The following is a 25,962-nucleotide window of genomic DNA, read 5'->3' on the forward strand; positions in this document are numbered from 1 at the left end:
CTTTGGCAAAGTTGAAATCCACTAATAACCTTCTTTTTATCTCTGCCTTAGCTTCAACTTTCCTTCTACTTAGGTTCGTTGTTCCTTCGTTCATCGTTCGTCTTTTGTTCGTTGTAGAGCCACTGTAGACCCACTGTAGAGCCACTGTAGACCCACTGTAGACCCACTGTAGAGCCACTGTAGAGCCACTGTAGACCCACTGTAGAGCCACTGTAGACCCACTGTAGACCCACTGTAGACCCACTGTAGACCCACTGTAGACCCACTGTAGAGCCACTGTAGAGCCACTGTAGAGCCACTGTAGAGCCACTGTAGACCTACTATAGACCCACTGTAGACCCACTGTAGACCCACTCTCCCTTCGCCTATTGTTCGTTTATCCTATAAGTCTTCTTAATTTCACCATTAATCATTAACCATTAACCATTAATCAATATTTGCTTATTTAATAATTACTTCGTACCTTTGCACTATCATTTAATAAAAATAAGAAATAAAGAAGTATAATGCAACAGTCTGTTTTCAGTACTGATATTACACATCAAGATGAGAATGTACTATTGAAAAACGTTACTAATGCTAAAGTTAGCTTTTTCGTGTAAGCAAATAACTAAAAATTAAATACATATGAAAAGAATTTATATTTTATTATTCGTAATGCTCTTGTTAGCTTGCAAGAATGATGACCAAGCACAACCTCTCCCTGCTGTACCTCCTGCTCCTAACCCTCCTACCACCACTACTCCCACTACTGAGGAGCCCATCCCTCCTGTAAAGATTACAGTACCCGAGGAGTTAAAAACTTACTATAAAGGGTTTGATTTCACTAAAACGGGGACAGCTTTGTATGATGATTTGGCAGCTCTTACTATCGCTAAGCATAAAAATCAATTAGGTTATGGTGAGCGCCATAAATATCTTTATAAAGCCGATGCAAGCCTTAAAAATCCACAAAATGTTGTACTGGTTTATACAGGAGAAGAACGTTTCTGGAAAGAGTACAATAGTGGAAGTAACACTTATAAACCCCAAACATTCAATACAGAACACATCTATCCACAATCAAAGTATAAGGGAGATGCTAAAGGTGATTTACATCATCTAAAAGCTTGTGATAGTAAACTAAATGGTAGTAGAGGAAATATTCCTTTTACTGATGGTAAAGGGAAAGCTGGTCGTACAAAAGGCGCTTGGTATCCAGGAGACGAATGGAAAGGAGATGTTGCACGAATGATTATGTATATCAACTTACGATATCACGACAGAATAGACGATGTTATTGTATTAGGAGGACTTCAAGTTCTCCTAAAATGGAATGACGAAGATCCTGTTTCTGACCTTGAACGTCAGCGTAACAATGTGATTGAAAAGGCACAAGGTAACCGTAATCCGTTTATTGATTTTCCTCAATTGGCGCGTCCAGCATACAAAGGTTATAAGCAGTAGTATTTATGGAGAATGAACCTCTGTACATACTCAAAAAGTATTGGGGTTACGACGGTTTTCGCAACTCTCAAGAAGCTGTTATCAACTCGGTATTATCCGGAAAAGATACCTTAGCCTTATTGCCTACGGGTGGAGGAAAGTCTATTACTTTTCAAGTGCCTGCTATGATGAAAGAAGGCATCTGTATAGTTGTTTCTCCCTTAGTAGCCCTAATGACAGACCAAGTAGAGGCGCTTAAAAATAGAGAAATACGTGCACTATCGTTATCGGGAGGTCTCCCCTACTCTGAGTTGGAACGCTTGCTAAACAATGCTCTCTATGGGCAATACAAATTCTTATACCTGTCCCCTGAACGTCTGCAACAGGAATTGGTGCGCTCTTATCTCAAAGCAATGTCTATTAACTTAATAGTGATAGACGAAGCACATTGTGTATCACATTGGGGTAAAGATTTTCGTCCTGCTTATTTACAGTGTAAATGGCTGAAAGAAGAATTTCCTAACGTCCCATTATTGGCACTCACAGCTTCGGCAACGCATCAAGTACAGCAAGATATCTTACATCATTTAGGTATAGAAAATGCTACTATTATCAGTACTTCTTTAGCACGCCCTAATATCGCTTACAAAGTGTATAAGGTTTCCGATAAATGGCACGAGTTACTACAACTGTTAAGAAAGACCGAAGGGAGTGCTATCGTATACTTGCGCAGCAGAAATGGTTGCATACAATTGGCTGAACTATTGCAGAATCACGGTATCTCAGCAGCCTATTTTCACGGAGGTCTTCCTGCCGAAGAAAAGAATAAAAAGCTCAGTATGTGGTTGCTGAACGATGTGCGTGTAATGGCAGCTACCAATGCTTTCGGAATGGGGATAGACAAACCTGATGTGCGTTTCGTAATTCATTGGGATATACCTCAAACTTTAGAGGACTATTTTCAAGAGGCTGGACGCGCAGGTCGTGATGGTAACCCAGCCGAAGCTATTTTATTCTATGGTAAAATCGACGTTGAAAATGCTAATAAACTGCTAAAAGATTACTTGGTAGACATTCCTTTTCTCAAGCTACTTTATGCAAAACTTAATGCTTATTTTCAAATAGCAATAGGTGAAGGACAAGAAGGGGTTTTTAGTTTCTTTTTTCCCGACTTCTGGAAGCGTTATCAGCTATCACCCATAAAGTCCTATAATGGTTTGCAGGTGTTAGACCGAATGTCTATTATTTCACTCAGCCAGCAATTTTACAAGAAGGTTACTTTGCATATTACAGCACCTGCCCCCCAACTTATTACTTATTTACAAACGCATCGTTATCTAAAAAATCTTGTTATCTATCTCATAAGGTCTTACCCTCTTATCTACAGTCAGCCTATAACTTTGGAGATGGAAAAAATCACTGAACTCACAGAGCTTGACTATCGTGATATCATCAAGAATTTAGAACATTTGCACAACGATGGAATGGCTATCTTAAAAAACGAAGCTTCTGATATTCAAATTGTCTTTAATGTGCCTCGTGATGATGATCGCACTATCAATAGTATTTCTAAAAACTTAAAAGAGTACAATCACACCAAGCTAAGCTTGCAAGAAGCAGTATTCCGCTATCTTCAAAATGAGGATACTTGTCGCAATATCCAGCTCTTAGAATACTTCGGTGAAAAATCCGAAAAGCCTTGTGGAGTATGTTCAAATTGTATTGCCAAACTACCTCCTTCAAAAGTTGATAAAAAAGAGGTTAAAGAAGCAGTTTGGAGTTTATTGAAGTCTAAACCTATAACTCCCAATGAGCTCCTTATCGCATTGCCATTCCCTGCAAAAGATATCAATAAGGTTTTGGAAGAACTTTTGTATATGCAAAAAATAGCTTATAACAACTGTAATGAATTAGTTGTTAATTCCTAATTTATGCGTACCTTTGCACTTTGTAATCATAATCCCTATTTGTGAAAGAGTTATTACAATTATTCGCAGAAAATAGTACTTATAAAAGTTTATTAACTGAAATTAAAGCACATCATAATACCGTTGCCAATGGTTTGGCAGGGGCTTCTCTGTCCTTACTCATCGCTAATGTTTATACTAATACCAAGCGTCCGCTATTGGTACTCTTGCCCGACAAAGAAGAAAGTGCCTATTTGTTAAACGACTTAGAGACCTTAGTAGGCGAACAAGTACTCTTCTTTCCTGATAGCTATCGCCGTCCGTATCAAATTGAAGATACCGATAATGCCAACGTGTTACTGCGTGCTGAAGTGCTCAATCGGTTGAGCAATAGTGGGCAACCACTGATAGTAGTCTCCTACCCCGAAGCGCTCTTCGAGAAAGTTATCACTCGTAAGCAATTAGAGCAAAATACCTTAAAGATTAGCAAAGGAGACCAACTAACCATTGAACTCTTGAACGAAGTGCTTTTCTCCTATAATTTCAATCGCACTGATTTTGTAACCGAACCTGGCGAGTTTTCAGTACGCGGAGGGATTGTTGATGTTTTTTCTTTCTCAAATAACGAACCTTACCGCATTGAATTCTTTGGCAATGAAGTAGAAAGTATTCGCACCTTCGATGTCGAAACACAGCTCTCAACAACACAGCTTTCTAAGATTACTATTATCCCTAACGTCGAAAACAAAGAAGGTAATGAGGTACGTCAATCATTTTTAGAGTATATCAGCGAACAGACCCTTTTAATATCTAAGGAAACATCTACTTTTGGAGCAAAAATTGACAAGCTCTTCACTAAAGCTACTGACATTTACGAAAAGCTCTCTAATGAAGTAAAACACAGTACACCCGATGTGCTGTATTGTCAATCAGAAGATTTATTAAACCAAATGGGGAGATTTCAGCAAATAAATATAAATCTTCCCTCATCTTTCTCCAAAGGCGAAAAAGAGATTGTTTTCCGCACTACACCACAGCCCTCATTCAACAAGCAATTCGAACTTCTTATCAGTTATTTAAACGATAAACATACTGAGGGATACCAAAACTATATCCTCTGTGGTAGTGAGCAACAAGCCAAACGCTTCCACGACATCTTTGAGGAGATGGAACAAAAAGTGCATTACCAAACGCTACTGTTTTCTCTACACGCAGGCTTTATAGATAATGAGCACAAGCTGAATGTCTTTACTGACCATCAAATATTTGAGCGTTACTACAAATTCCAGCTGAAGAACGGATATGCTAAAAAGCAAGCTATCACGCTCAAAGAGTTAATGCAATTAGAAGTAGGCGACTATGTAACCCATATCGACCACGGTATTGGTAAGTTTGCTGGATTACAGAAGATAGAGGTTGAAGGCAAGCAACAAGAGGCTATCAAACTGATTTACGGCGACCGCGATGTCCTATTCGTAAGCATTCACGCCCTACATAAAATCACTAAATACAACGGTAAGGACGGCAAGCCACCCAAGATATACAAATTAGGTTCTGGAGCGTGGAAGGCGCTCAAGCAGAAAACAAAAACAAGAGTGAAGGAAATAGCCTTCAACTTAATTCAGTTGTATGCTAAACGTAAGGAATCTAAAGGGTATGCATACTCCCACGACAGCTATATGCAGAACGAACTGGAAGCCTCTTTCCTATATGAAGATACACCCGACCAAAGCAAAGCTACTGCCGAAGTAAAAGCTGATATGGAGAGTCCAAAACCTATGGACAGGTTGGTGTGTGGTGATGTTGGGTTTGGAAAAACCGAAGTAGCTATTCGCGCTGCTTTCAAAGCGGTAGACAACGGCAAGCAGGTAGCGGTATTGGTACCTACTACGGTACTCGCTTTTCAGCACTTTCAAACCTTTAGCCAGCGTATGAAAGACTTCCCTGTGCGCATTGATTATCTTAACCGATTCCGTACAGCTAAGGAAAAGAAAATTATCTTAGAAGAACTGGCAAATGGTCAATTAGATATCATCATCGGAACTCATCAGATAGTAGGCGAAAAGGTAGCTTATAAAGATTTAGGTCTACTGATAGTAGACGAAGAGCAAAAGTTTGGTGTAGGCGTAAAGGATAAGCTCAAAACGCTCAAAGAAAACCTCGATGTGCTCACCCTCACTGCTACACCTATCCCCCGAACCTTACAGTTCAGCTTAATGGCAGCCCGCGACCTATCAGTAATGAATACACCACCCCCTAACCGCTACCCTATCGATTCTCAAGTAGTACCTTTCAGCGAAGAGATAATACGCGATGGTATTCGTTATGAAATTCAGCGAGGCGGACAAGTGTTCTTTATGCACAACCGTGTAGAGAATATTCAGGAAGTAGCAGGTATGATTCAACGCCTATTACCTGATGCCCGTGTAGCCATTGGTCACGGACAAATGGACGGAAAAAAATTAGAAGAAACAATGTTAGCCTTTATGGACGGTGCTTACGATGTATTAGTAGCTACTACTATCATTGAAAATGGTTTAGATGTACCCAATGCTAATACCATCTTTATCAATAATGCACATAATTTTGGCTTATCCGATTTACACCAAATGCGTGGACGTGTAGGTAGAAGTAATAAAAAAGCTTTTTGTTATTTCATCACCCCTCCGTTGGTAGCGATGAGTGATGATGCTCGAAAGCGTATTGAAGCGATAGCTCAGTTCTCTGATTTGGGAAGCGGGTTAAATATTGCTATGAAGGATTTAGAAATTCGTGGAGCTGGAGACCTCTTAGGCGGGGAACAAAGTGGATTTATCAATGAGTTAGGCTTCGAAACTTATCAGAAAATATTGCAAGAAGCTATAGTAGAGCTCAAAGAAAATGAGTTCTCAGAACTATATCACACTGCCGAAGAAGATAAAACTTACCTCACCGATACTCAAATAGACACCGATTTTGAACTTCTCTTTCCGGATACTTATGTCAATAGAGTGGCAGAACGACTCAATCTTTATAACGAACTGAGTAATTTACCCAATGAGGAAGCTTTACAGCAGTACCAACGCAATCTTACCGACCGTTTTGGCAAACTTCCTCCCCAAGCTATCGACTTGCTCAACAGCGTGCGAGTGAAATGGATAGCTACTCGTATGGGAATTGAAAAGCTCGTGATGAAAAACGGTAAGATGACAGGCTATTTTATTTCCGACCAAAACAGTCCATTTTACCAAAGTGAGCGTTTTCAAAAGGTGCTACTCTTTGTACAACGTTACCCTAACAAGTGTCGTATGCAAGAGAAAGAAACCCGTAACGGGTTGCGTTTGCTCCTTATTTTTGAAGGAATCAATACTGTGTATCAAGCCTTAAAAGTAATGCAGTTATTAGATGCATAGAAAGATTAGTATCACCTAATTATTTAATCATAGGCTACTTATGGTAGCCTCTATAATAGTCACTAAATGAAAAAGAAAACGAATAATGTAGCTCCCACTGATGTACTTGAAGTTCAAGGCGCAAGGGTGCATAACCTCAAAAATATAGACCTTTCCATACCTCGCGAAAAGCTTGTAGTCTTCACAGGGCTTTCTGGTAGTGGCAAGTCCTCATTGGCATTCGATACTATCTATGCCGAAGGACAACGCCGTTATATCGAGACTTTCTCGGCTTATGCTCGCCAATTTCTCGGGGGATTAGAGCGCCCCGATGTAGATAAAATCGACGGACTCTCGCCTGTAATCGCTATCGAACAGAAAACTACCTCCAAATCACCGCGCTCTACAGTGGGTACAATCACCGAAATCTACGACTTCTTGCGCCTGCTATTTGCCCGTGCTTCCGATGCTTATAGCTACGTAACGGGCGAAAAGATGGTAAGTTATACCGATAGCCAAATTCAGGAACTCATTACCAAGGAATACAAAGGCAAACGCATTAACCTATTAGCTCCTGTGGTACAATCGAGAAAAGGACATTACCGCGAGCTTTTTGAGCAGATTGCTAAACAAGGCTTTGTAAAGGTACGTACCGATGGCGAAATTCGTGATATCGAAAAAGGTATGAAGCTTGACCGTTACAAAACACACGATATTGAAATCGTGATCGACCGTATGCTAATTGATGATACTGACGATACCCAAAAACGCCTACAAGAAAGTATCAAAATTGCAATGAACTACGGCGACGATGTGCTAATGGTTTTAGAACACGACCAAAAAAAAGCTCACTATTTCAGCAGACACTTGATGTGTCCTTCTTCGGGCATTTCATATCCTCTTCCTGAACCTAATACTTTCTCGTTTAACTCTCCCAAAGGAATGTGTCCGCACTGCAATGGGTTGGGTGAAGTACAAGAAATCAACCTCTCCAAGATTATCCCCGACCCTTCTATCTCTATCAAGAACGGAGGGATTACAGCAGTAGGAGAGCAAAAGAACACTTGGATATTCAAACAATTAGAGCTCATTGTACAAAAGTTCGGTCATAAACTCTCCGACCCTATTGAGGCACTTCCTAAAGAAGCGATGGATATTATTCTCTATGGAGGTAAAGATAAATACGCTATCAAATCGGATGTATTAGGCATTACGCGCAATTTTGAAATTGATTTCGAAGGCATCATCAACTTCATCAAAAGTCAGTACGAAAATGCCGATATGGCAGCTATCAAGCGCTGGGCTGAAGAGTTTATGGATACTATTCCTTGTGAGGAGTGCCACGGCACTCGCTTGCGCAAAGAGGCGCTTTACTTTAAAATAGCTGATAAAAATATAGCTGAACTATCTGCCTTAGATATTACAGATTTATTGGCGTGGTTCAAATCTCTACCTGAGCATCTCTCTACCAAACAGCGCAAAATAGCAGAAGAAATTATCAAAGAAATTACCACCCGACTCCAATTCCTCATAGATGTAGGGCTTACTTATTTAGCTCTTAACAGAAGTTCTAAATCGTTATCCGGAGGAGAAGCTCAGCGTATCAGACTAGCAACACAGATTGGATCTCAACTCACAGGAGTACTTTATATACTTGATGAGCCTAGCATCGGTTTGCATCAGCGAGATAACAAAAGGCTTATCAACTCGCTGAAATCGCTCAGAGATATTGGCAACTCAGTAATTGTGGTAGAACACGATGAAGAAATGATACAAGAAGCCGATTATGTAGTAGATATAGGACCTAAAGCGGGCGTAAATGGAGGGGATATTATCTTTCAAGGAACGCCTAAAAAATTGCTAAAAGCAAATACCATCACCGCCGACTATATGAGTGGGAGAAAGAAGATTGAAATACCCACCCAAAGGCGCAAAGGCAACGGCAAAGAAATTATCTTAAAAGGCTGTACGGGCAATAACTTGAAGAACATAACCGTAAAATTCCCCTTAGGAGTAATGATAGGGGTAACAGGTGTATCAGGAAGTGGCAAATCAACACTTATTAACGAGACACTGTATCCTATCTTGAATGCTCATTTCTTTAATGGCGTAAAAAAACCGATGCCTTACAAGAGCATTGAGGGCTTAGAATATATTGATAAGGTAATCGACATCGACCAATCACCTATTGGGCGCACACCACGTTCAAATCCTGCTACCTATACAGGTGTTTTCAGTGAGATACGCAATCTTTTCACCCAAGTACCCGAAGCACAGATTCGTGGCTATAAACCAGGAAGATTCAGTTTTAATGTGAAAGGGGGAAGATGTGAAACTTGCGAGGGATCAGGCTTAAAAGTGATTGAGATGAACTTTCTGCCCGATGTGTATGTACCTTGTGAAACTTGTAAGGGAAAACGTTTTAACCGCGAGACTCTTGAGGTGCGCTACAAAGGAAAATCTATTGCCGACGTGCTGGATATGACCATAAGTGAGGCTGTAAAATTCTTTGAACCTATCCCTAAAATATATCGCAAACTAAAAACTATTGAAGAGGTAGGTTTAGGATATATTACCCTCGGACAGCAATCTACTACTTTATCGGGAGGGGAAGCCCAACGGGTGAAGTTAGCTACAGAACTTTCTAAAATAGACACGGGCAATACTTTTTATATATTAGATGAACCTACTACAGGACTCCATTTTGACGATGTGAAGGTACTCCTCGAAGTACTCGATCGTTTGGTAGATAAAGGTAATACTGTTTTAGTGATAGAGCACAACCTCGATGTCATCAAAAAAGTAGATTATATCATAGATATAGGGTATGATGGAGGAAAAGCAGGAGGTGAAGTGATAGCCTTTGGTACTCCAGAAGAGGTAGCTAAAAACAAGAAGAGTTTCACTGCCGAGTATCTGATTAGTTTTCTTACTCTCTTACTTTCTTTAATCTATCCCTAAAAATTGTATTTAGTAATAGAACTTATATTTTAAAATAATGTGTAAAAATTTTGTATAAGTGAATAAAAGTTGTACCTTTGCAGGGTATATTTATATGTAAACGCTATGAAACAGAAAATACAACTTGTGTTAGTCTTGCTATTCTTATTTGCAGGAGTGGTTCACGCCCAGATGAAAAGCATTACTGGAGAAGTTCTTGATGAGAACAATCAACCTATACCATCGGTTGCAGTAATTATTAAAAACACACGTTCAACAAAAGCTACTAAAGGTGTTTCAACTGATATCGATGGTAAGTTTGAACTCAAAGCCAAAGTAGGTGATGTACTTGAGTTTAGTTTTTTAGGCTATGAAACTCAAAAAAGAAAAGTAGAAGGTAAAAATAAAAACATCAATTTTAAGGTAGTCTTAAAGCCTAAAGAAGAACTAATAGTATGTACTATGTATGTTCCTTTCTCCAAACCTACTGTTTTAGAAATCTACAGAAAGAGAGAACCTTTATCCTATCAACAACAAAAAGTTTCAGATAAAGAGCTTTCTCAAGTAAAACAAGCGAATTTTGTAAATAGCCTTGACGGAAGAATAGCAGGTTTGCACATCCAGCGGAGTGCAACCGGCGTAGGAGGAGCTACCAAAGCTACAATGCGTGGGGTTCGTTCTCTCTTTGGTGATAATAATGTATTGTACGTGATAGATGGAATGCCTATCGCTAACCAAGCCGAAAGGGGGATCGGGGGGAATGGTAGAGATACCAGCGAAGGTATTTCCGACTTTAATCCTGAGGATATTGAAGAAGTAGTTGTATTACAAGGAGCGCAAGCAACAGCACTCTATGGAGCTTCAGCTGCCAATGGCGTACTACTGATTCGTACTAAAAAGGCTAATGACAATCAACTCAATATTAACCTATCTTCCTCAGTAGAGTTTGTAAATAAACTCACAAAACCTGAGTTTCAAGAAACATATGGCAATGAGTTAGGACAATACACTTCACTGTCCACTCGTGCTTTGCCTAAGGGTACTTCTTTTAATATAAATAATTTTTATAAAACCGGACACGTGTACCAGAATGCAGTAAGCATTTCAGGAGGTATAGATTTTAAGGGTGGTAAGAATAAAACTTACGCTTCATTAGCTTCTTTACAATCAGGTGGTATAGTGCCCAACAGCGTATATAATCGTTATAATACTTATTTGCACAATACTACTTCTCTGCTAAATAATGCTTTACAAATAGACCTTTCGGGAAACTATATCCGTCAGTATGAACGCAATCAAATAGCCTCTGGTATCGTTTTCAATCCTATAGTGGGCTTGTACTTATACCCAAGAGGAGAACAATTTGGTCAAGAACGTTATTTTGAACGTTATGATGCTATCGCAGGTTATGCTAAGCAATATTGGATTGCAGGTTCAGGTACGCCCGATACACCGGCTAACTTAGGTGAAAATATCCAAAATCCTTATTGGATAGCGTACAGAAATTTACGTTCTACTACTAAAGACCGATATATGTTTTCAGGCAAAGTAAGCTATAAAATTATAGGAGATTTAGACGTAGTAGCACGCTTCCGTATAGATAATACTACCTCTACAATGGACGACAAGCGTTATGCTTCTACGCTTCTCGCTTATGCAGGCGTTAATGGTTATTATGCTCATTGGAAAGAAACTTTCAAACAACAATATGCCGATGTGCTCTTGCACTACAATAAAAATCTATCAAATGACTTCAGTTTAGATGCTCATTTAGGAGCTTCGTATGAAGGGTATAATACTCAAGTAGAAGGTTACAAAGGTAATCTGCATAACGTAAATAATTTTACTCAAAGCAATATTACAGCTCCTACAACTATAACCCACCCATTGTGGGGAAAACGGAGCAACACAGCCTTCTTTGCAATAGCTGAAGTAGGTTGGCAATCTAAGGTTTATCTCACCCTCACAGGTCGTGCTGATAAACCATCCAATTATCCTTCTACAAGTAAAAATATGGTCTTCAGTCCATCAGTAGGTGTTTCGGCATTGTTACATCAATTTATAGGTGTAGATAAAGATATATTAAGTTATGCAAAATTGCGTGGAGGCTATAGTCAAGTAGCTGCTCCTATGAGTTATGCGGGCTTAGGGGTAGCTGAAACGTCTCGCGCTTGGATTGGTAATACTTATAGTTTGCCTAACTATCCCACCGATTTACAGTTAGAGCGTACTACTTCTTATGAAGTAGGATTAGATACTCAATGGTTTAACAATCTTTCTTTTAATGCTACTTTCTATCATACTCGTACTAAAAATCAATTAGTACCTATTGTATGGCAGCAAGCAGGTGAAGTGCAAAATCAAGGAGCAGAAGTTGCTTTAAGGTATACTTATCCTAATACTTCTAAAGGGGTAAATTGGGAAACTCAGCTTGTTGCTTCTACTAATAAGAACAAAATTGTGAGTTTACCTCACGAGATAGCCAACGGTATGTATACCTTACGTGAAGGTGGTGAAATAGGCGATATATTTGATGCGAATGGCAACAAATTAGGCTCTACCAATCCTGATTGGCTATTAGGCTGGCAAGGAAAGATGAGCTATAAGAATTTCGATTTGAATTTTTTGTTTAAAGTGCGTTTGGGAGGAATAGTTCTTTCAGAAACAGAACGCTATTTCGATCGCTATGGGGTGTCTAAAGCCTCTGCTGATAACCGAGCTAACTATGCTACTTTCATCGCTAATAGAACGGCTTCTGATTATCAGTATTCGGCTACCAATATTCGTTTACAGGAAGTCGCTCTTACCTATCATTTTAGAGAAGGATTCATTGTAAAAGGCTTAAAAGACCTCAGTGTATCATTAGTAGGTAATAATCTGCTAATGCTTTATAACAAAGCACCTTTTGACCCCGAAATAGTGCCTTCTGTAGGTACTTATGGCAGTGGGTACGACAAGTTTATGTTGCCTTCCATAAGAAGCTATGGACTTAGTGTGAAAATGCAATTCTAAAATTCTACAAAGATGAAAAAGATATTTTTAATACTTGGCTTACTAAGTGTAATAGCTTGCCAAGACGAAACTACCGACAAAACGCCTCAAGCTCCCAATGTATATCAGGGAGTATTTATCGATGGTAATAATGTCGTTGAAGTGTACGTACAAGAATACCAAGATAACAAGATTCAAAACTTAAAGGTGAAACTGATAAGAGCTGCAGGTAAGATAGTATCAGCTCAGCTTATCACAGGTGATGCTGAAATCTTAAGCGATTATAATGCACAATATGGTACGGACTACAAACTCTTACCTACTGATAAATATAGTATTGATGAAAATGCTATCTTCAATACTTATGAAACAGAAACTCCTATTGATATTACCATTAGTGAACTAACGTTTCCTAACAACGAAGTGTATGCGCTACCCATACAAATAAGAGGTAGAAATAATATTGAAGCTATTGCAGGACAAGACCGTTTGCTATTAGTAGTACATAAAGAAACAAGGACAAAGGTATTGAGTATAGCAACCACAAAAGCTACTACGGGAGAAGTTTTATCTAATAACGAGCTCTCTCAATGGACTTTTGAAGCTACAATTAATTGCTCAAATCTCATAGGAAGCAACCCAATAGTAGGAGTAACATCTAACACTCATCAAGTTGAAATAGGCTTTACAAACAATCAATTAGACGTAAAAGCTTCGGGTATTTCAATACTAATACCTACTGAGGTATTTAAGGCACAAACTAATAAATGGTATCCTATTGCAGTAACCTGTGACGGCAATACCCTGCGTGTATATGTAGAAGGAAAAGAGGTCGGTTCTAAAACAGCAAATACTAATAGTAGAATTTATGTAAAAGATTTATGGTTTGCGGGATCTAATGAGCTTCTCAGAGAGGTGCGTTTGTGGAAACGAGCCCTAACCCAAAAAGAAATACAATTACAGTTGTGGAGTACTCTTAAACCTACAAATGATTTACTGCTTTATTATCCTCTCAATGGTAAGAAATATAATAAAACTTCTAATACCATTACAGATGATGAAACAAAACTATGGGATTGGTCTACCACAGGCACCTCAATGGAACTTCCCTCAGGAGCAACTTTCAATAACGGTACAGGTTATGGTATTGTTCTTCCTCCTAGATAGACGGATATAAAGAAGATTTTACTATTTTTAAGTATTTGATAATTATTAGATTGATGAAAAATATGCAAAAAAGTTTCTAAAATATTTGTGCAGAATAAAAAGTTGTTATACATTTGCAACCGCAAAAGCAAAGGAGCTTTCAAAATTGGAGAGGTGCCGGAGTGGTAACGGAGCAGATTGCTAATCTGTCGGCGGGTAACCGTCGCCTGGGTTCGAGTCCCAGTCTCTCCGCATCTAATACAAATTGTTAGATATAATTTCGGGGCGTAGCGTAGTCCGGTCATCGCGCCTGGTTTGGGACCAGGAGGTCGCAGGTTCGAATCCTGCCGCCCCGACAAAATAAGATATTTCATAAATGTTTCCTTTTGTGTGGCATTTTTGAAATATTTTTTTTGGAATAGAGGTCACGTAGCTCAGCTGGATAGAGCATCTGCCTTCTAAGCAGACGGTCACAGGTTCGAATCCTGTCGTGATCACGAGAATTTGTTTCATTTTGTATTAAAATTTATGTTCGGAATAACGCAGGATTTACCTCCTGCGTTATTTTGTTTATATACTTACTTAACGTCTACTCGAAACAACAAAATACTATTTTTCAATCTCCTTTGCATTGCTACAATCCCCCTAATAGGAATGTCCCCCTCACCCCTTTTTTGCTTTTATTTCGTTTTATTACTCTAAAATCACCCCTAATTCTTCACTCTTAACTATTCATTTTTAGTCATTTACATAGTCTTTGTATGCCAATCTTCCAAGATTCGTCCAAGGTTCCTATAAGCTTTGTATAAGCTAACCATAAGATTCCCTCAACCAAAAAGCGTCTTTCTCTGTTGTTTATATTTTCGTTTTCTTATCTTTGGTAAAAGTTCTAATCTATCTTGTAATTCTTTGCCGTGCTACGGCTTCCTGTAGTGCAAGAGCTATACTCTCTCTTATCTCGAACTTTTGTTAACTATATTGCAAATTATTTTTTGAAATAAAATTGCTCATTTATAAAGAATGTTTTACCTTTGTACAAAAATTAACCACAGAAATGTTAGTAAAAATTTACGGAAGTGCTGTATTTGGTGTAGAAGCCAGCACAATTACTATTGAAGTAAATATCGATAAAGGTATTGGCTATCATTTGGTTGGATTACCCGATATAGCTATTAAAGAAAGTAATTATCGTATAGCAGCTGCTCTGCAAAACAATGGATATAAAATTCCAGGTAAAAAGATAACCATCAATATGGCTCCTGCCGATATGCGCAAAGAAGGTTCTGCCTATGATTTAAGTTTTGCAATTGGTATTTTAGCAGCCAACGGGCAAATACAAAGTGAAGAATTAGAAAAATATATCATTATGGGCGAACTGTCCTTAGATGGCGGTTTGCAACCCATTAAAGGGGCGCTCCCCATTGCTATTCAAGCACGCAAAGAAGGATTCAAAGGATTTATTCTTCCTAAGCAAAATGCTAAAGAAGCTGCTATAGTAGATAATTTGGACGTTTATGGTGTAGAGAATATAAAAGAAGTCATAGATTTTTTTAATGGAGAAAAAGAATTACAACCTATTGAAATAGATACGCGCAAAGAGTTTTACAGAGATTTAGAATCTCCTGAATTTGACTTTGCTGATGTAAAGGGACAAGAAACTGTAAAACGTTGTATGGAAATAGCTGCTGCTGGTGGGCATAATGTTATTTTAATAGGCCCTCCTGGTTCAGGAAAAACAATGCTCGCTAAGCGTTTACCCAGTATTCTTCCTCCGATGACACTTCACGAAGCTCTTGAAACTACTAAAATACACAGTGTAGTAGGACGCATTAAGGATACAGGCTTAATGAGCCATCGTCCTTTTCGTAGTCCTCATCACACTATTTCTGACGTAGCTCTCGTAGGAGGAGGTACTTACCCTCAACCAGGTGAAATATCTCTCGCACATAATGGAGTACTTTTTCTTGATGAGTTACCAGAGTTCAAAAGAGCTGTTCTCGAGGTAATGCGACAACCTTTAGAAGATAGAGAAGTTACTATTTCTAGAGCAAAGTTTTCAGTTACTTATCCCGCTTCATTTATGTTAGTAGCAAGTATGAATCCAAGTCCAAGCGGGTATTTTAACGATCCCGATGCTCCTGTTACTTCTACACCTGCTGAAATGCAACGCTATTTAAGTAAAATTTCAGGACCTCTATTAGATAGAATAGATATTCATATAGAAGTAAATCCTGTACCCTTTGAAAAACTTTCAGATGATAGAAAAGGTGAAAGTAGTCGTGATATCCGTAAACGGGTGATAGATGCTCGAAATATCCAAACAGAACGTTTCAAAGAATATGAACATATTCACTATAACGCTCAAATGAATACTAAACAAATACAGAAATTCTGTAAAGTAAATACGGATTCTTTAACCCTACTAAAAGATGCTATGACGCGTCTCAATCTTTCTGCACGTGCCTACGACCGTATTTTAAAAGTAGCACGTACAATAGCCGATTTAGAAAAGTCCGAAGAAGTACGACCTCATCATATAGGCGAAGCTATTCAATATCGCAGTTTAGACCGTGAAGGTTGGTTTGGAGGATAAAAGTAGATATTATAAAAAACAAAAAAGCAGGTTACAATAACCTGCTTTTTTGTTACTTCAACCCACGTGCTTTGAGTAGTGGCTCAATAGCAGGAGCTTTCCCTCTGAAGGCTAAATACATTTTTTCGTAATCCATTGTATTGCCTTTGGAGAGTATCAAATCTCTGAAACGTTGTCCATTAGCACGAGTGAGTCCGCCATTTTCTTCAAACCATTGGTAGGCATCGTGGCAAAGCATTTCTGTCCATTGGTAAGAGTAATAGCCTGCTCCATAGCCTCCGCCAAAAATATGAGCAAAATAAGATGAACGGTATCTTGGGGGCACTTCTTTCACCCATAAGCCTGTTCTTTCAAGGGCTTTCTTCTCAAAATCACTTACATTATTGATGATAGTATCCGAAGGGATAGTATGCCATTGCAAGTCTAAATTGGCAGCAGCCAAAACTTCGGTAAAAGCATACCCCTCATTGAAGGTACTCGCTTTTTTTATCTTATCAATAAGTGCTTGTGGAATAGGTTGTTTGGTCTCGTAATGTACTGCATAGTTTTTAAGTACCTCAGGATACAAAGCCCAATGCTCATTGAATTGCGAAGGAAACTCCACAAAATCACGTGCTACTGCTGTTCCTGATAAACTTGCATACTGTTGGTTAGCAAAGAAACCATGCAATGCGTGACCAAACTCGTGGAAGAGCGTAGTAAGTTCATCATAAGTAAGTAAAGCAGGTTTACCTTCGGCAGGTTTCACATAGTTGCACACATTGTAAATAACAGGTTTAGTGCCTAATAACTTCGATTGGTTTACAAAGTTGCTCATCCACGCACCACCACGTTTGCTTTCACGAGCAAAGAAATCACCATAGAAGAGTCCTAATGGCGTACCATCTTCTTCAAAAAGCTCATACACCAATACATCGGGGTGATATACAGGTATATCTTTGCGTTCTTTAAAAGTAATGCCATAAAGTTTGGTAGCTGCATAGAATACACCATTTTCAAGAGCATTTTTCAATTCAAAATAAGGTTTGATTTCATTCTCATCGAGGTCGTATTTAGCTTTGCGAACTTGTTCGGCATAAAAGTTCCAATCGTAAGGCTCTAAAGTAAAATTACCTCCCGTTTTAGTGATTTGTGCTTGTATTTCTTTAGCTTCTGCTTTGGCTTTACCTACTGAAGCGGGCACTAAATCTTTAAAGAATTGAGCAATAGCAACAGGTGTTTTAGCCATAGTGCGTTGCAAGCTCCATTCGGCATAGTTTTTAAAGCCCAAGAGTTCAGCTTTTTTAGCGCGTAGTAAAGCAATGCGTTTTAGGATATCATTAGTATTATGAGCTCCCCCATCGGTGCGATTCCAACTTGCTTCAAACAATTGTTTACGAGCGTTGCGGTCGGCTAATTCACTAAGGAGCGGTTGCTGGGTAGTATTCACAATCGCTACTTTCTGACCATTGATAGTTTGAGCAGCTGCCAACGAGCCTTCTAAAAGCGTTTGGTTGAAATCAGTTTCTAAAGAAGCTAACTCGCTGTTATATTTCTTTAGGGTTTCTTTATCAGTAGCTGATAGATTAGCACCTGCTACTACAAAATCTTCGTAGTAATTTTCTAACAATTTAAGCGATTCAGCATCTAATTTCAAGCTCTCACGTTTATCGTATAAGGCTTTGATACGCGCAAAGAGTTTTTCGTTCAGGTGAATGCCATCGGCGTGCTCGGCAAACTTAGGCGATAGTTCTTTTTGCAATACTTTTAAGGTATCATTAGTATTTGCCTCAGTTAAAGCATTGAATACCGCTGAAGCACGTTCCAATTCTACTCCACTTTTTTCTAAAGCGATAATCGTATTCTCAAAAGTAGGCGCTTCGTTGCTATTAGCGATAGCGACAATACGTTCGTTTTGCAAAGCCATTCCTTTGAGCAGGGCGGGACGGTAATGCTCGTCTTTAATTTTTGAGAAGTCGGGAGCACCATAAGGCAAAGTGCTTTCTACCAATAGCGGATTGTTATCTGTATTCTCTGTCATTTTTGAAGTCTTTGAGTCGTTGCAGGCTACCAAAGCAGTGAGCAATATAGCTGCTGAAAATAAAGGTAATTTCATAGTTTTTAGGTGATTATAAAAGGGGTGTTCGAGGAAAAAGTTCCTCAAACACCCCTTTTGAGGTTATATAGTAACTAAAATATTTTGTTATTTAGCAGTCAAACGTATGTCGATACGTCTGTTTTTAGCTTTGCACTCAGGAGTATCGTTAGCAGGACAAAGGGGGTGTTCTGCACCATAACCTTGAGCGCTCAATTGACCTTTGTTAGCACCCAATGCTACCAATTTGTTTAACACTGAATTAGCACGTCTTTCTGAAAGTTTTTTGTTACCTTCAACACTACCCGTATTATCAGTATAACCTCCTAAACGAATAGCAGCTTTAGGATAAGCTTTCAAAATAGCTACAATGTTCTTTAATTGTTGTTCAGAACCTTCAGTAAGTTCATCGCTACCTGTTTTGAAGTAAGTTCTATCCAAAGTAATCCAGTTATCTTTGAATTGTTCTGGAGTAGTAAGGTTTTTATCTTCTATCAATTTCACGAGGTGTGCTTCAGATGAGTTCTTTCCTACTTCTAACATTGTATTGTCAAAAAGGCTCAATTGGAATAAATCACCTACATTGTACTCGAAGTCACCATCGGCGTTAAGCTTACCTTCTTCAATAACTACTACTTCTTCCACAGGCATCACTCCTTCACCTTCACCTTGACGAATTTGAGCTTCTATAGGAGTACCTGAAGCATCAGCGGTATGTCCACCCAAGATAGGAGCAATTACCAAACCTACCAAGCAAGTGAGTTTGATAAGGATATTCATTGAAGGACCTGAAGTATCTTTGAATGGGTCACCTACAGTATCACCAGTAACGGCAGCTTTGTGAGCGTCAGAACCTTTGTAAGTCATTTGTCCGTTGATTTCAACACCTGCTTCAAATGATTTCTTAGCATTGTCCCAAGCACCACCAGCGTTGTTTTGGAAGATAGCCCATACGACTCCTGATACAGCTACACCAGCCATATAAGCGCCAAGAGCTTCAGCTCCCATCACAAAACCGATAATAATAGGAGTGATGATAGTAATTGCACCAGGTAACATCATTTCGCGCAAAGCAGCTTTGGTAGAAATATCTACACATCTGCCATACTCTGGAGTACCTTTACCTTCCATAATACCAGGGATTTCGCGGAATTGGCGACGTACTTCGTTCACCATATCCATAGCAGCTTTCCCTACTGATTGCATTGCCAAGGCTGAGAAAATTACTGGAATCATACCTCCGATAAACAAGGCTGCTAATACATTCGCTTTGAAAATATTGATACCAGAAATACCTGTAAAGGTTACATAAGCAGCGAACAAAGCTAAAGCAGTAAGTGCAGCTGATGCAATAGCAAATCCTTTACCTACAGCTGCAGTAGTATTACCTACTGAGTCTAAAATATCAGTACGCTGACGTACTTCTTTTGGCAATTCACTCATTTCGGCTACACCACCAGCGTTATCGGCAATAGGACCAAAAGCATCAATAGCCAATTGCATAGCAGTAGTAGCCATCATTGCTGATGCTGCAATTGCTACACCATAGAAGCCAGCTAAAGAGTAAGAACCCCAAATAGCTACAGCAAAAAGCAATACAGAACCAAAGGTAGATTTCATACCAGTTGCCAAACCTGCAATAATGTTAGTAGCAGCTCCAGTAGATGAATTGCGAACGATATTCAATACTGGTTTTTTACCCAAAGCGGTAAAGTGTTCAGTAATAGCTGAAATGAGTAAGCCTACTGCCAAACCTACGATAGTTGCGTAGAATACATTGATACTTGCGATTTCTTTTACTCCTTCACCAAAGAAACTCATTTGGATAGTTTCGGGTAACATATATTTGATAAGAAAATAGCAAGCTACTAAAGTAAGTGCTAAAGCTACATAGTTACCTGTATTTAGTGAACTTTGTACTTGTTTTTCTTTAGCATCGTTGTTTTTGATACCTACACAGAAAGTACCAATAATTGAAGCAATGATACCTACACCAGCAATTACTAACGGCAATAAGATAGGGCCTAAACCACCAAAGGCATCGGTGAAAGCACCACCATTGGCAGTCGCTATATCTTTAATCACATAGTTACCCAATACCATTGAAGCGAGTACAGTTGCCACATACGAACCGAACAAGTCAGCACCCATACCAGCTACGTCACCTACGTTATCACCTACGTTGTCGGCAATAGTAGCAGGGTTACGAGGGTCGTCTTCAGGGATACCAGCTTCTACTTTACCTACGAGGTCAGCCCCTACGTCGGCAGCTTTGGTGTAAATACCACCACCTACACGAGCAAAGAGCGCAATAGACTCAGCACCGAGTGAGAAACCTGCTAAGGCTTCGAGTACGAGAGTCATTTCGTCGTAGAAAGGTTTGCCTCCTCCTACGAAAGTGTTTACAAAGAGGATAAAGAACAAGCTCAAGCCCAATACAGCCAAACCTGCCACTCCTAATCCCATCACAGTACCACCACCAAAAGATACTTTCAAAGCTTTTGGCAAGCTAGTGCGAGCTGCTTCGGTAGTGCGTACGTTAGCATTGGTAGCAATACGCATTCCTATATTTCCCGCTAAGGCAGAGAAGAAAGCTCCACACACAAAAGCTACTACAATAAGCCAGTGAGAAGTTTCTACCATACGAGAAACGATAAATAAAGCAATAGAAGCAATAATCACAAAGAGTGCCAAAATACGGTACTCAGCATTGAGGAATGCCATTGCCCCTTCTTTGATACTTTTGGAAATACTTTGCATTCGATCGTTGCCTGTGGTTTGTTTGTTCACCCACGAAGCTTTCGCAATCATAAAGATAAGTCCAAGAATAGCAAGGACTAACGGTAAATATAACATCATTTTATCCATACAAATATTAGTAATTAGTTAAATTTAGGGCGTAAAAGTACGAAAGATAATTGTAATGAAAAAATAAAAAAGGATTTTTTTAGTATGCGCCCATTCCACTATCAAATACCACTCCTAATAATCTAGTTGTTTTTTGCCTCATAGCATCATATAAAACATACTTTGCAAAATATCATTAAGAAAGTTAATCATCATACTCTTTCGTAACTACTTGAATGGCACGATTTTTGAGGCCGTCCCCACCAAGTGGTGACATCATTATTACATTATAAATTCAGAGCTTAGAATAGAGACTTTTGTTTTTCAGAGCATTTTCGTTTCTTAATTTTCACTAAATTATTTATACATAAAAAAGAGTGATTTATAAATATAAACCACTCATTTTCTTTTGTTTAATCTTAGTAGCGAAGACGGGATTTGAACCCGTGACCTTTGGGTTATGAATCCAACGCTCTAACCTCCTGAGCTACCTCGCCATCTATTTTGTTATGCCTTATTTTGACCTTGCGGGTGCAAATGTACTACATTTTTTTATACTACCAAATTTTTATAACTATTTTTTACTTTTTATGAACATCATTACCTTAAAAAGCATTGATTCTACTAATCAGTACTTAAAAAATTTAATACATATTCAGGATTCTCTTCCTAATTTTTTAGTGGTCTGGACTCCTCAGCAAACTGCAGGTATAGGACAATATGGAACAAAATGGACAAGTGAACCCTATCAGAATCTTACTTTTAGTATTTTATTCCTTCCTGAGCATTTAGATTTAAAAGATGCTTTTTTGCTCAATATGCTTGTACCTATTGCAATAATGAAAGTATTAGAGAAATTAAACATTCCTAATATAAATATTAAATGGCCTAATGATATCCTTTCTCAACGTTACAAAATAGGCGGAATATTAATAGAAAATACTATTAGAAAAACTAAAATTGAGAAATGTATAATCGGTATTGGACTCAATCTTAACCAAACAAGTTTCGATGGCTTACCTAAAGCCTCTTCTTTAAAAAAATTAACTGGCAAAGATTTTCAAGTAGAACAAGTGATGAAACTAATCTTTTCTGAATTAAAATCAAACCTTTCTACACTTCCTCAACAGTCTTTCGAAAGCATTTATACTATTTACCAGAAGTACCTATTCCAACTAAATAGAGTATCCGTTTTCCGTTCTTGCCAAGAAAAGAACTTTTCAGGCATTATAAGAGGTGTGGAACCTTCTGGGAAATTAATTGTAGAAACGGAACAAGGGGTTATAAAGACTTTTTCTCTTAAAGAAATAACTTTATTATACTAAATTCTTTCTACACCTAAATACACCTAACAAATGAAATATATGAGAGTGACAATAGCTTCACTTGATTTAACATTAATTCCATCATAGCTTAGCAGGGTTTCCTTTTTGTTATCCTCTTCTCTCCTATTTTTTGCTTTTCTTAAAATAATTTGTACCTTTGCCCCCGTAAATGGAAAACCAATCAGTTACAAATTTACTAAAACAAGATAAGCGAAAATAGCTCAGTTGGTAGAGCGCAACCTTCCCAAGGTTGAGGTCGCGGGTTCGAGACCCGTTTTTCGCTCTTTTTAATTTTCAATTATTAATTGTTAAATGAATATCACGCCACAAGCCCTCCCTTGTACCCCTTTAAGCAGTACTCTCAAGAGATACGGTGGGATATTCTTTTCTAATAATACAATAGCTATGTTTTTCTTTTGAAAAATGTAGCTATTTTTTTAATAAAACACACAATATCTATATAAAAATGCCTAAAAGAAACGACCTACATTGTGTTCTGCTCATAGGATCAGGACCTATTATCATCGGACAAGCCTGCGAGTTTGACTACTCAGGCTCGCAATCGTTGCGCTCTTTGCGCGAAGATGGTATCAAAACCATACTTATTAACTCTAACCCTGCTACCATTATGACAGACCCATCTATGGCTGATGTGGTCTATCTGAAACCTCTCACCACTAAATCATTAGTGGAAATTCTAAAAGCTCACCCCGAAATAGATGCTGTTCTCCCTACAATGGGCGGACAAACAGCCCTCAACCTTTGTATTGAAGCTGATGAGAAAGGTATCTGGAAAGACTTTGGGGTAGAAATTATCGGGGTAGATATCGATGCCATACAAATCACTGAAGACCGCGAAAAGTTCCGCGTGTTGCTCGATGAAATCGGTATTCCTATGGCACCGTCTGAAACAGCTACTTCTTTCCTCAAAGGGAAAGAAATCGCGCAACGCTTTGGTTTTCCACTCGTAATACGTCCGTCCTTTACTTTGGGCGGTACAGGAGCTTCTATCGTCTATAAAAAAGAAGATTTCGATATGCTCCTCAATCGCGGTTTGGAAGCCTCGCCTATCCACGAGGTGCTTATCGATAAGGCGCTTTTAGGCTGGAAGGAATACGAACTTGAGCTTTTGCGCGACAAGAACGACAATGTGGCGATTATCTGTACCATTGAAAATATGGACCCTATGGGTATCCACACAGGGGATTCTATTACAGTAGCCCCTGCGATGACTCTATCTGACCGCACTTTCCAACGTATGCGCGATATGGCTATCAAGATGATGCGTAGTATAGGCGATTTTGCCGGGGGTTGCAATGTGCAGTTTGCCCTGTCTCCTGATGAAAAGGAAGATATTATCGCTATTGAAATCAACCCACGAGTATCGCGTTCTTCGGCTTTGGCTTCTAAGGCTACGGGCTATCCTATTGCTAAGATAGCCACCAAACTCGCTATTGGCTACCATTTAGACGAACTGCAAAACCAAATCACCAAATCTACCTCTGCTTTCTTTGAGCCTACGTTAGATTATGTGATTGTGAAAATACCGCGTTGGAACTTTGACAAGTTTGAAGGCTCTGACCGCACTATTGGCTTGCAAATGAAGTCGGTAGGTGAGGTAATGGGTATAGGGCGTTCTTTCCAAGAGGCATTGCAGAAAGCAACCCAATCGCTCGAAATCAAACGCAATGGTTTAGGAGCTGATGGCAAAGGCTATAAAAATTACGAACAGATTATCGAGAAACTCACCTACCCCAGCTGGGATAGGGTGTTTGTGATATACGATGCGGTACAGATGGGTATTCCACTGAGCCGTATCCACGAAATCACCAAGATAGATATGTGGTTCCTCAAACAATACGAAGAACTCTGTGCGCTCGAAAAAGAAATATCGCGCTATAAAATAGATACTCTACCTAAAGAACTCCTATTTGAAGCCAAACAAAAAGGCTTTGCCGACCGACAAATTGCTTATATGGTGGGCTGTTGGGAGAGTGAGGTACACAAAAAACGGGAAGAACTCAACATACGTCGTGTGTTTAAATTAGTAGACACTTGTGCTGCTGAGTTTAAGGCACAAACTCCTTACTATTATTCTACTTTTGAAGCGCCTATTCGTACCGCTGACGGCAAAGAATACGTAGCCAACGACAGCGTAGTAACCGACCGCAAAAAGGTGGTAGTACTCGGTTCAGGTCCTAATCGCATAGGGCAGGGGATTGAGTTCGATTACTGCTGTGTGCACGGGGTATTGGCTGCCGAAGAGTGTGGTTATGAAACCATAATGATTAACTGCAACCCTGAGACCGTTTCCACCGACTTTGATACGGCTAACAAACTCTATTTTGAGCCCGTGTTCTGGGAATATATCTATGATATCATTCAACACGAAAAGCCAGAAGGTGTAATTGTACAGCTTGGCGGACAAACAGCTTTGAAGTTGGCAGAGAAATTAGATAAATACGGTATCAAAATTATAGGTACTAGCTTCCAGTCACTTGACTTGGCAGAAGATAGAGGTAGTTTTTCAACTCTACTGAAAGAGAATAATATTCCTTATCCACGCTTTGGAGTAGCTGAAACCGCAGATGAGGCGCTCAAACTCTCTGATGAATTGGATTTCCCACTATTGGTACGTCCTTCGTATGTATTAGGCGGACAAGGAATGAAGATTGTTATCAACAAAGAAGAATTGGAAGCCCACGTGGTAGACCTCTTGCGCAAGATACCTAACAACAAACTCCTACTTGACCATTATCTCGACGGCGCCATAGAAGCAGAAGCTGATGCTATATGCGATGGAGAGAATGTGTATATCATTGGTATTATGGAACATATAGAGCCTTGCGGTATCCACTCAGGCGACAGTAATGCTACCTTGCCACCGTTCAACTTGGGTGAGTTTGTACTCCAACAAATCAAAGATCATACTCATAAAATAGCCTTGGCACTGAATACGGTAGGGCTTATTAATGTGCAGTTTGCCATAAAGGACGATGTAGTGTATATCATTGAGGCAAACCCAAGAGCATCTCGTACGGTACCGTTTATCTCTAAAGCCTACCAAGAGCCGTATGTAAACTATGCTACCAAGATAATGCTTGGCGAGAAGAAGCTCACTGATTTCCATTTCCATCCGCACTTAGAGGGCTTTGCTATCAAGCAACCTGTGTTCTCGTTTAACAAATTCCCGAACGTAGATAAGAAGCTAGGTCCTGAAATGAAATCTACCGGCGAAAGCATTTTGTTTATAGACAGCCTTAAAGATGATGCTTTCTACGAGATTTATACGAGGAGGAAGATGTATCTTTCAAAATAAAGAACTAAAAGGGCAAGCGTAGGC

General features: G+C 39.2%; 12 protein-coding genes and 5 tRNA genes. 13 read left to right on the forward strand and 4 right to left on the reverse strand.

Features of this window, described 5'->3' with window-relative positions; translation table 11 throughout:
- Positions 1-310 (reverse strand): hypothetical protein (locus tag HMPREF1320_RS11710; protein ID WP_232207543.1); only part of this gene is annotated, 310 nt, incomplete at its 3' end.
- A gap of 317 nt (positions 311-627) precedes the next feature.
- On the opposite strand from HMPREF1320_RS11710, the gene HMPREF1320_RS08095 reads away from it, so the two are divergent.
- The 10 genes from HMPREF1320_RS08095 to HMPREF1320_RS08140 all read left to right on the forward strand — a co-directional run bounded on the left by HMPREF1320_RS08095 (position 628) and on the right by HMPREF1320_RS08140 (position 16,373).
- Complete coding sequence (locus HMPREF1320_RS08095; RefSeq protein WP_009418250.1) at positions 628-1,446, forward strand: endonuclease I family protein; 819 nt, start codon at positions 628-630, stop codon at positions 1,444-1,446.
- Positions 1,447-1,451: 5 nt separating this feature from the next.
- On the forward strand, positions 1,452-3,353 hold the full coding sequence (locus HMPREF1320_RS08100) for an ATP-dependent DNA helicase RecQ (RefSeq protein WP_009418240.1): 1,902 nt from the start codon (positions 1,452-1,454) through the stop codon (positions 3,351-3,353).
- Between the two features lie 41 nt (positions 3,354-3,394).
- Positions 3,395-6,724 (forward strand): transcription-repair coupling factor, encoded by a 3,330-nt coding sequence (gene mfd, locus HMPREF1320_RS08105; protein WP_009418235.1) that lies wholly within the window; start codon positions 3,395-3,397, stop codon positions 6,722-6,724.
- A gap of 66 nt (positions 6,725-6,790) precedes the next feature.
- Positions 6,791-9,664 carry an excinuclease ABC subunit UvrA gene (gene uvrA / locus HMPREF1320_RS08110; protein WP_009418260.1) on the forward strand — a complete coding sequence of 958 codons (2,874 nt, stop codon included), beginning with the start codon at positions 6,791-6,793 and terminating at the stop codon, positions 9,662-9,664.
- A 105-nt stretch (positions 9,665-9,769) separates the two neighbouring features.
- Complete coding sequence (locus HMPREF1320_RS08115; RefSeq protein WP_009418242.1) at positions 9,770-12,655, forward strand: SusC/RagA family TonB-linked outer membrane protein; 2,886 nt, start codon at positions 9,770-9,772, stop codon at positions 12,653-12,655.
- Between the two features lie 12 nt (positions 12,656-12,667).
- Positions 12,668-13,801 (forward strand): DUF1735 and LamG domain-containing protein, encoded by a 1,134-nt coding sequence (locus tag HMPREF1320_RS08120; RefSeq protein ID WP_009418233.1) that lies wholly within the window; start codon positions 12,668-12,670, stop codon positions 13,799-13,801.
- A 147-nt stretch (positions 13,802-13,948) separates the two neighbouring features.
- Positions 13,949-14,032 (forward strand) — tRNA-Ser (locus HMPREF1320_RS08125).
- A 29-nt stretch (positions 14,033-14,061) separates the two neighbouring features.
- Positions 14,062-14,136 (forward strand) — tRNA-Pro (locus HMPREF1320_RS08130).
- 67 nt (positions 14,137-14,203) lie between these two features.
- Positions 14,204-14,277: transfer RNA gene (locus HMPREF1320_RS08135), tRNA-Arg, on the forward strand.
- 557 nt (positions 14,278-14,834) lie between these two features.
- Entirely contained in the window at positions 14,835-16,373 is a 1,539-nt protein-coding gene (locus tag HMPREF1320_RS08140; protein WP_034554418.1) for a YifB family Mg chelatase-like AAA ATPase, read from the forward strand.
- Between the two features lie 52 nt (positions 16,374-16,425).
- Here the strand turns inward: HMPREF1320_RS08140 and HMPREF1320_RS08145 are convergent, their stop codons facing one another.
- The 3 genes from HMPREF1320_RS08145 to HMPREF1320_RS08155 all read right to left on the reverse strand — a co-directional run bounded on the left by HMPREF1320_RS08145 (position 16,426) and on the right by HMPREF1320_RS08155 (position 21,791).
- Positions 16,426-18,468 carry a M3 family metallopeptidase gene (locus HMPREF1320_RS08145; RefSeq protein WP_009418253.1) on the reverse strand — a complete coding sequence of 681 codons (2,043 nt, stop codon included), beginning with the start codon at positions 18,466-18,468 and terminating at the stop codon, positions 16,426-16,428.
- 87 nt (positions 18,469-18,555) lie between these two features.
- The gene (locus HMPREF1320_RS08150) at positions 18,556-21,315 is read right to left on the reverse strand and encodes a sodium-translocating pyrophosphatase (protein ID WP_009418251.1); all 2,760 of its coding nucleotides are present in this window, start codon (positions 21,313-21,315) and stop codon (positions 18,556-18,558) included.
- Positions 21,316-21,717: 402 nt separating this feature from the next.
- Positions 21,718-21,791 (reverse strand) — tRNA-Met (locus tag HMPREF1320_RS08155).
- Positions 21,792-21,884: 93 nt separating this feature from the next.
- Between HMPREF1320_RS08155 and HMPREF1320_RS08160 the strand changes: the two genes are divergently transcribed.
- From HMPREF1320_RS08160 to carB, 3 genes are all read left to right on the forward strand, one after another.
- The gene (locus tag HMPREF1320_RS08160; RefSeq protein WP_009418261.1) at positions 21,885-22,619 is read left to right on the forward strand and encodes a biotin--[acetyl-CoA-carboxylase] ligase; all 735 of its coding nucleotides are present in this window, start codon (positions 21,885-21,887) and stop codon (positions 22,617-22,619) included.
- A 210-nt stretch (positions 22,620-22,829) separates the two neighbouring features.
- Positions 22,830-22,902: transfer RNA gene (locus HMPREF1320_RS08165), tRNA-Gly, on the forward strand.
- Positions 22,903-23,085: 183 nt separating this feature from the next.
- Positions 23,086-25,938, forward strand: a complete 2,853-nt coding sequence (carB, locus tag HMPREF1320_RS08170) for a carbamoyl-phosphate synthase large subunit (RefSeq protein ID WP_009418241.1) — start codon at positions 23,086-23,088, stop codon at positions 25,936-25,938.
- Positions 25,939-25,962 lie beyond the last annotated feature (24 nt).

It is taken from the genome of Capnocytophaga sp. oral taxon 335 str. F0486, assembly GCF_000277665.1.
Classification (GTDB): Bacteria; Bacteroidota; Bacteroidia; order Flavobacteriales; family Flavobacteriaceae; genus Capnocytophaga; species Capnocytophaga ochracea.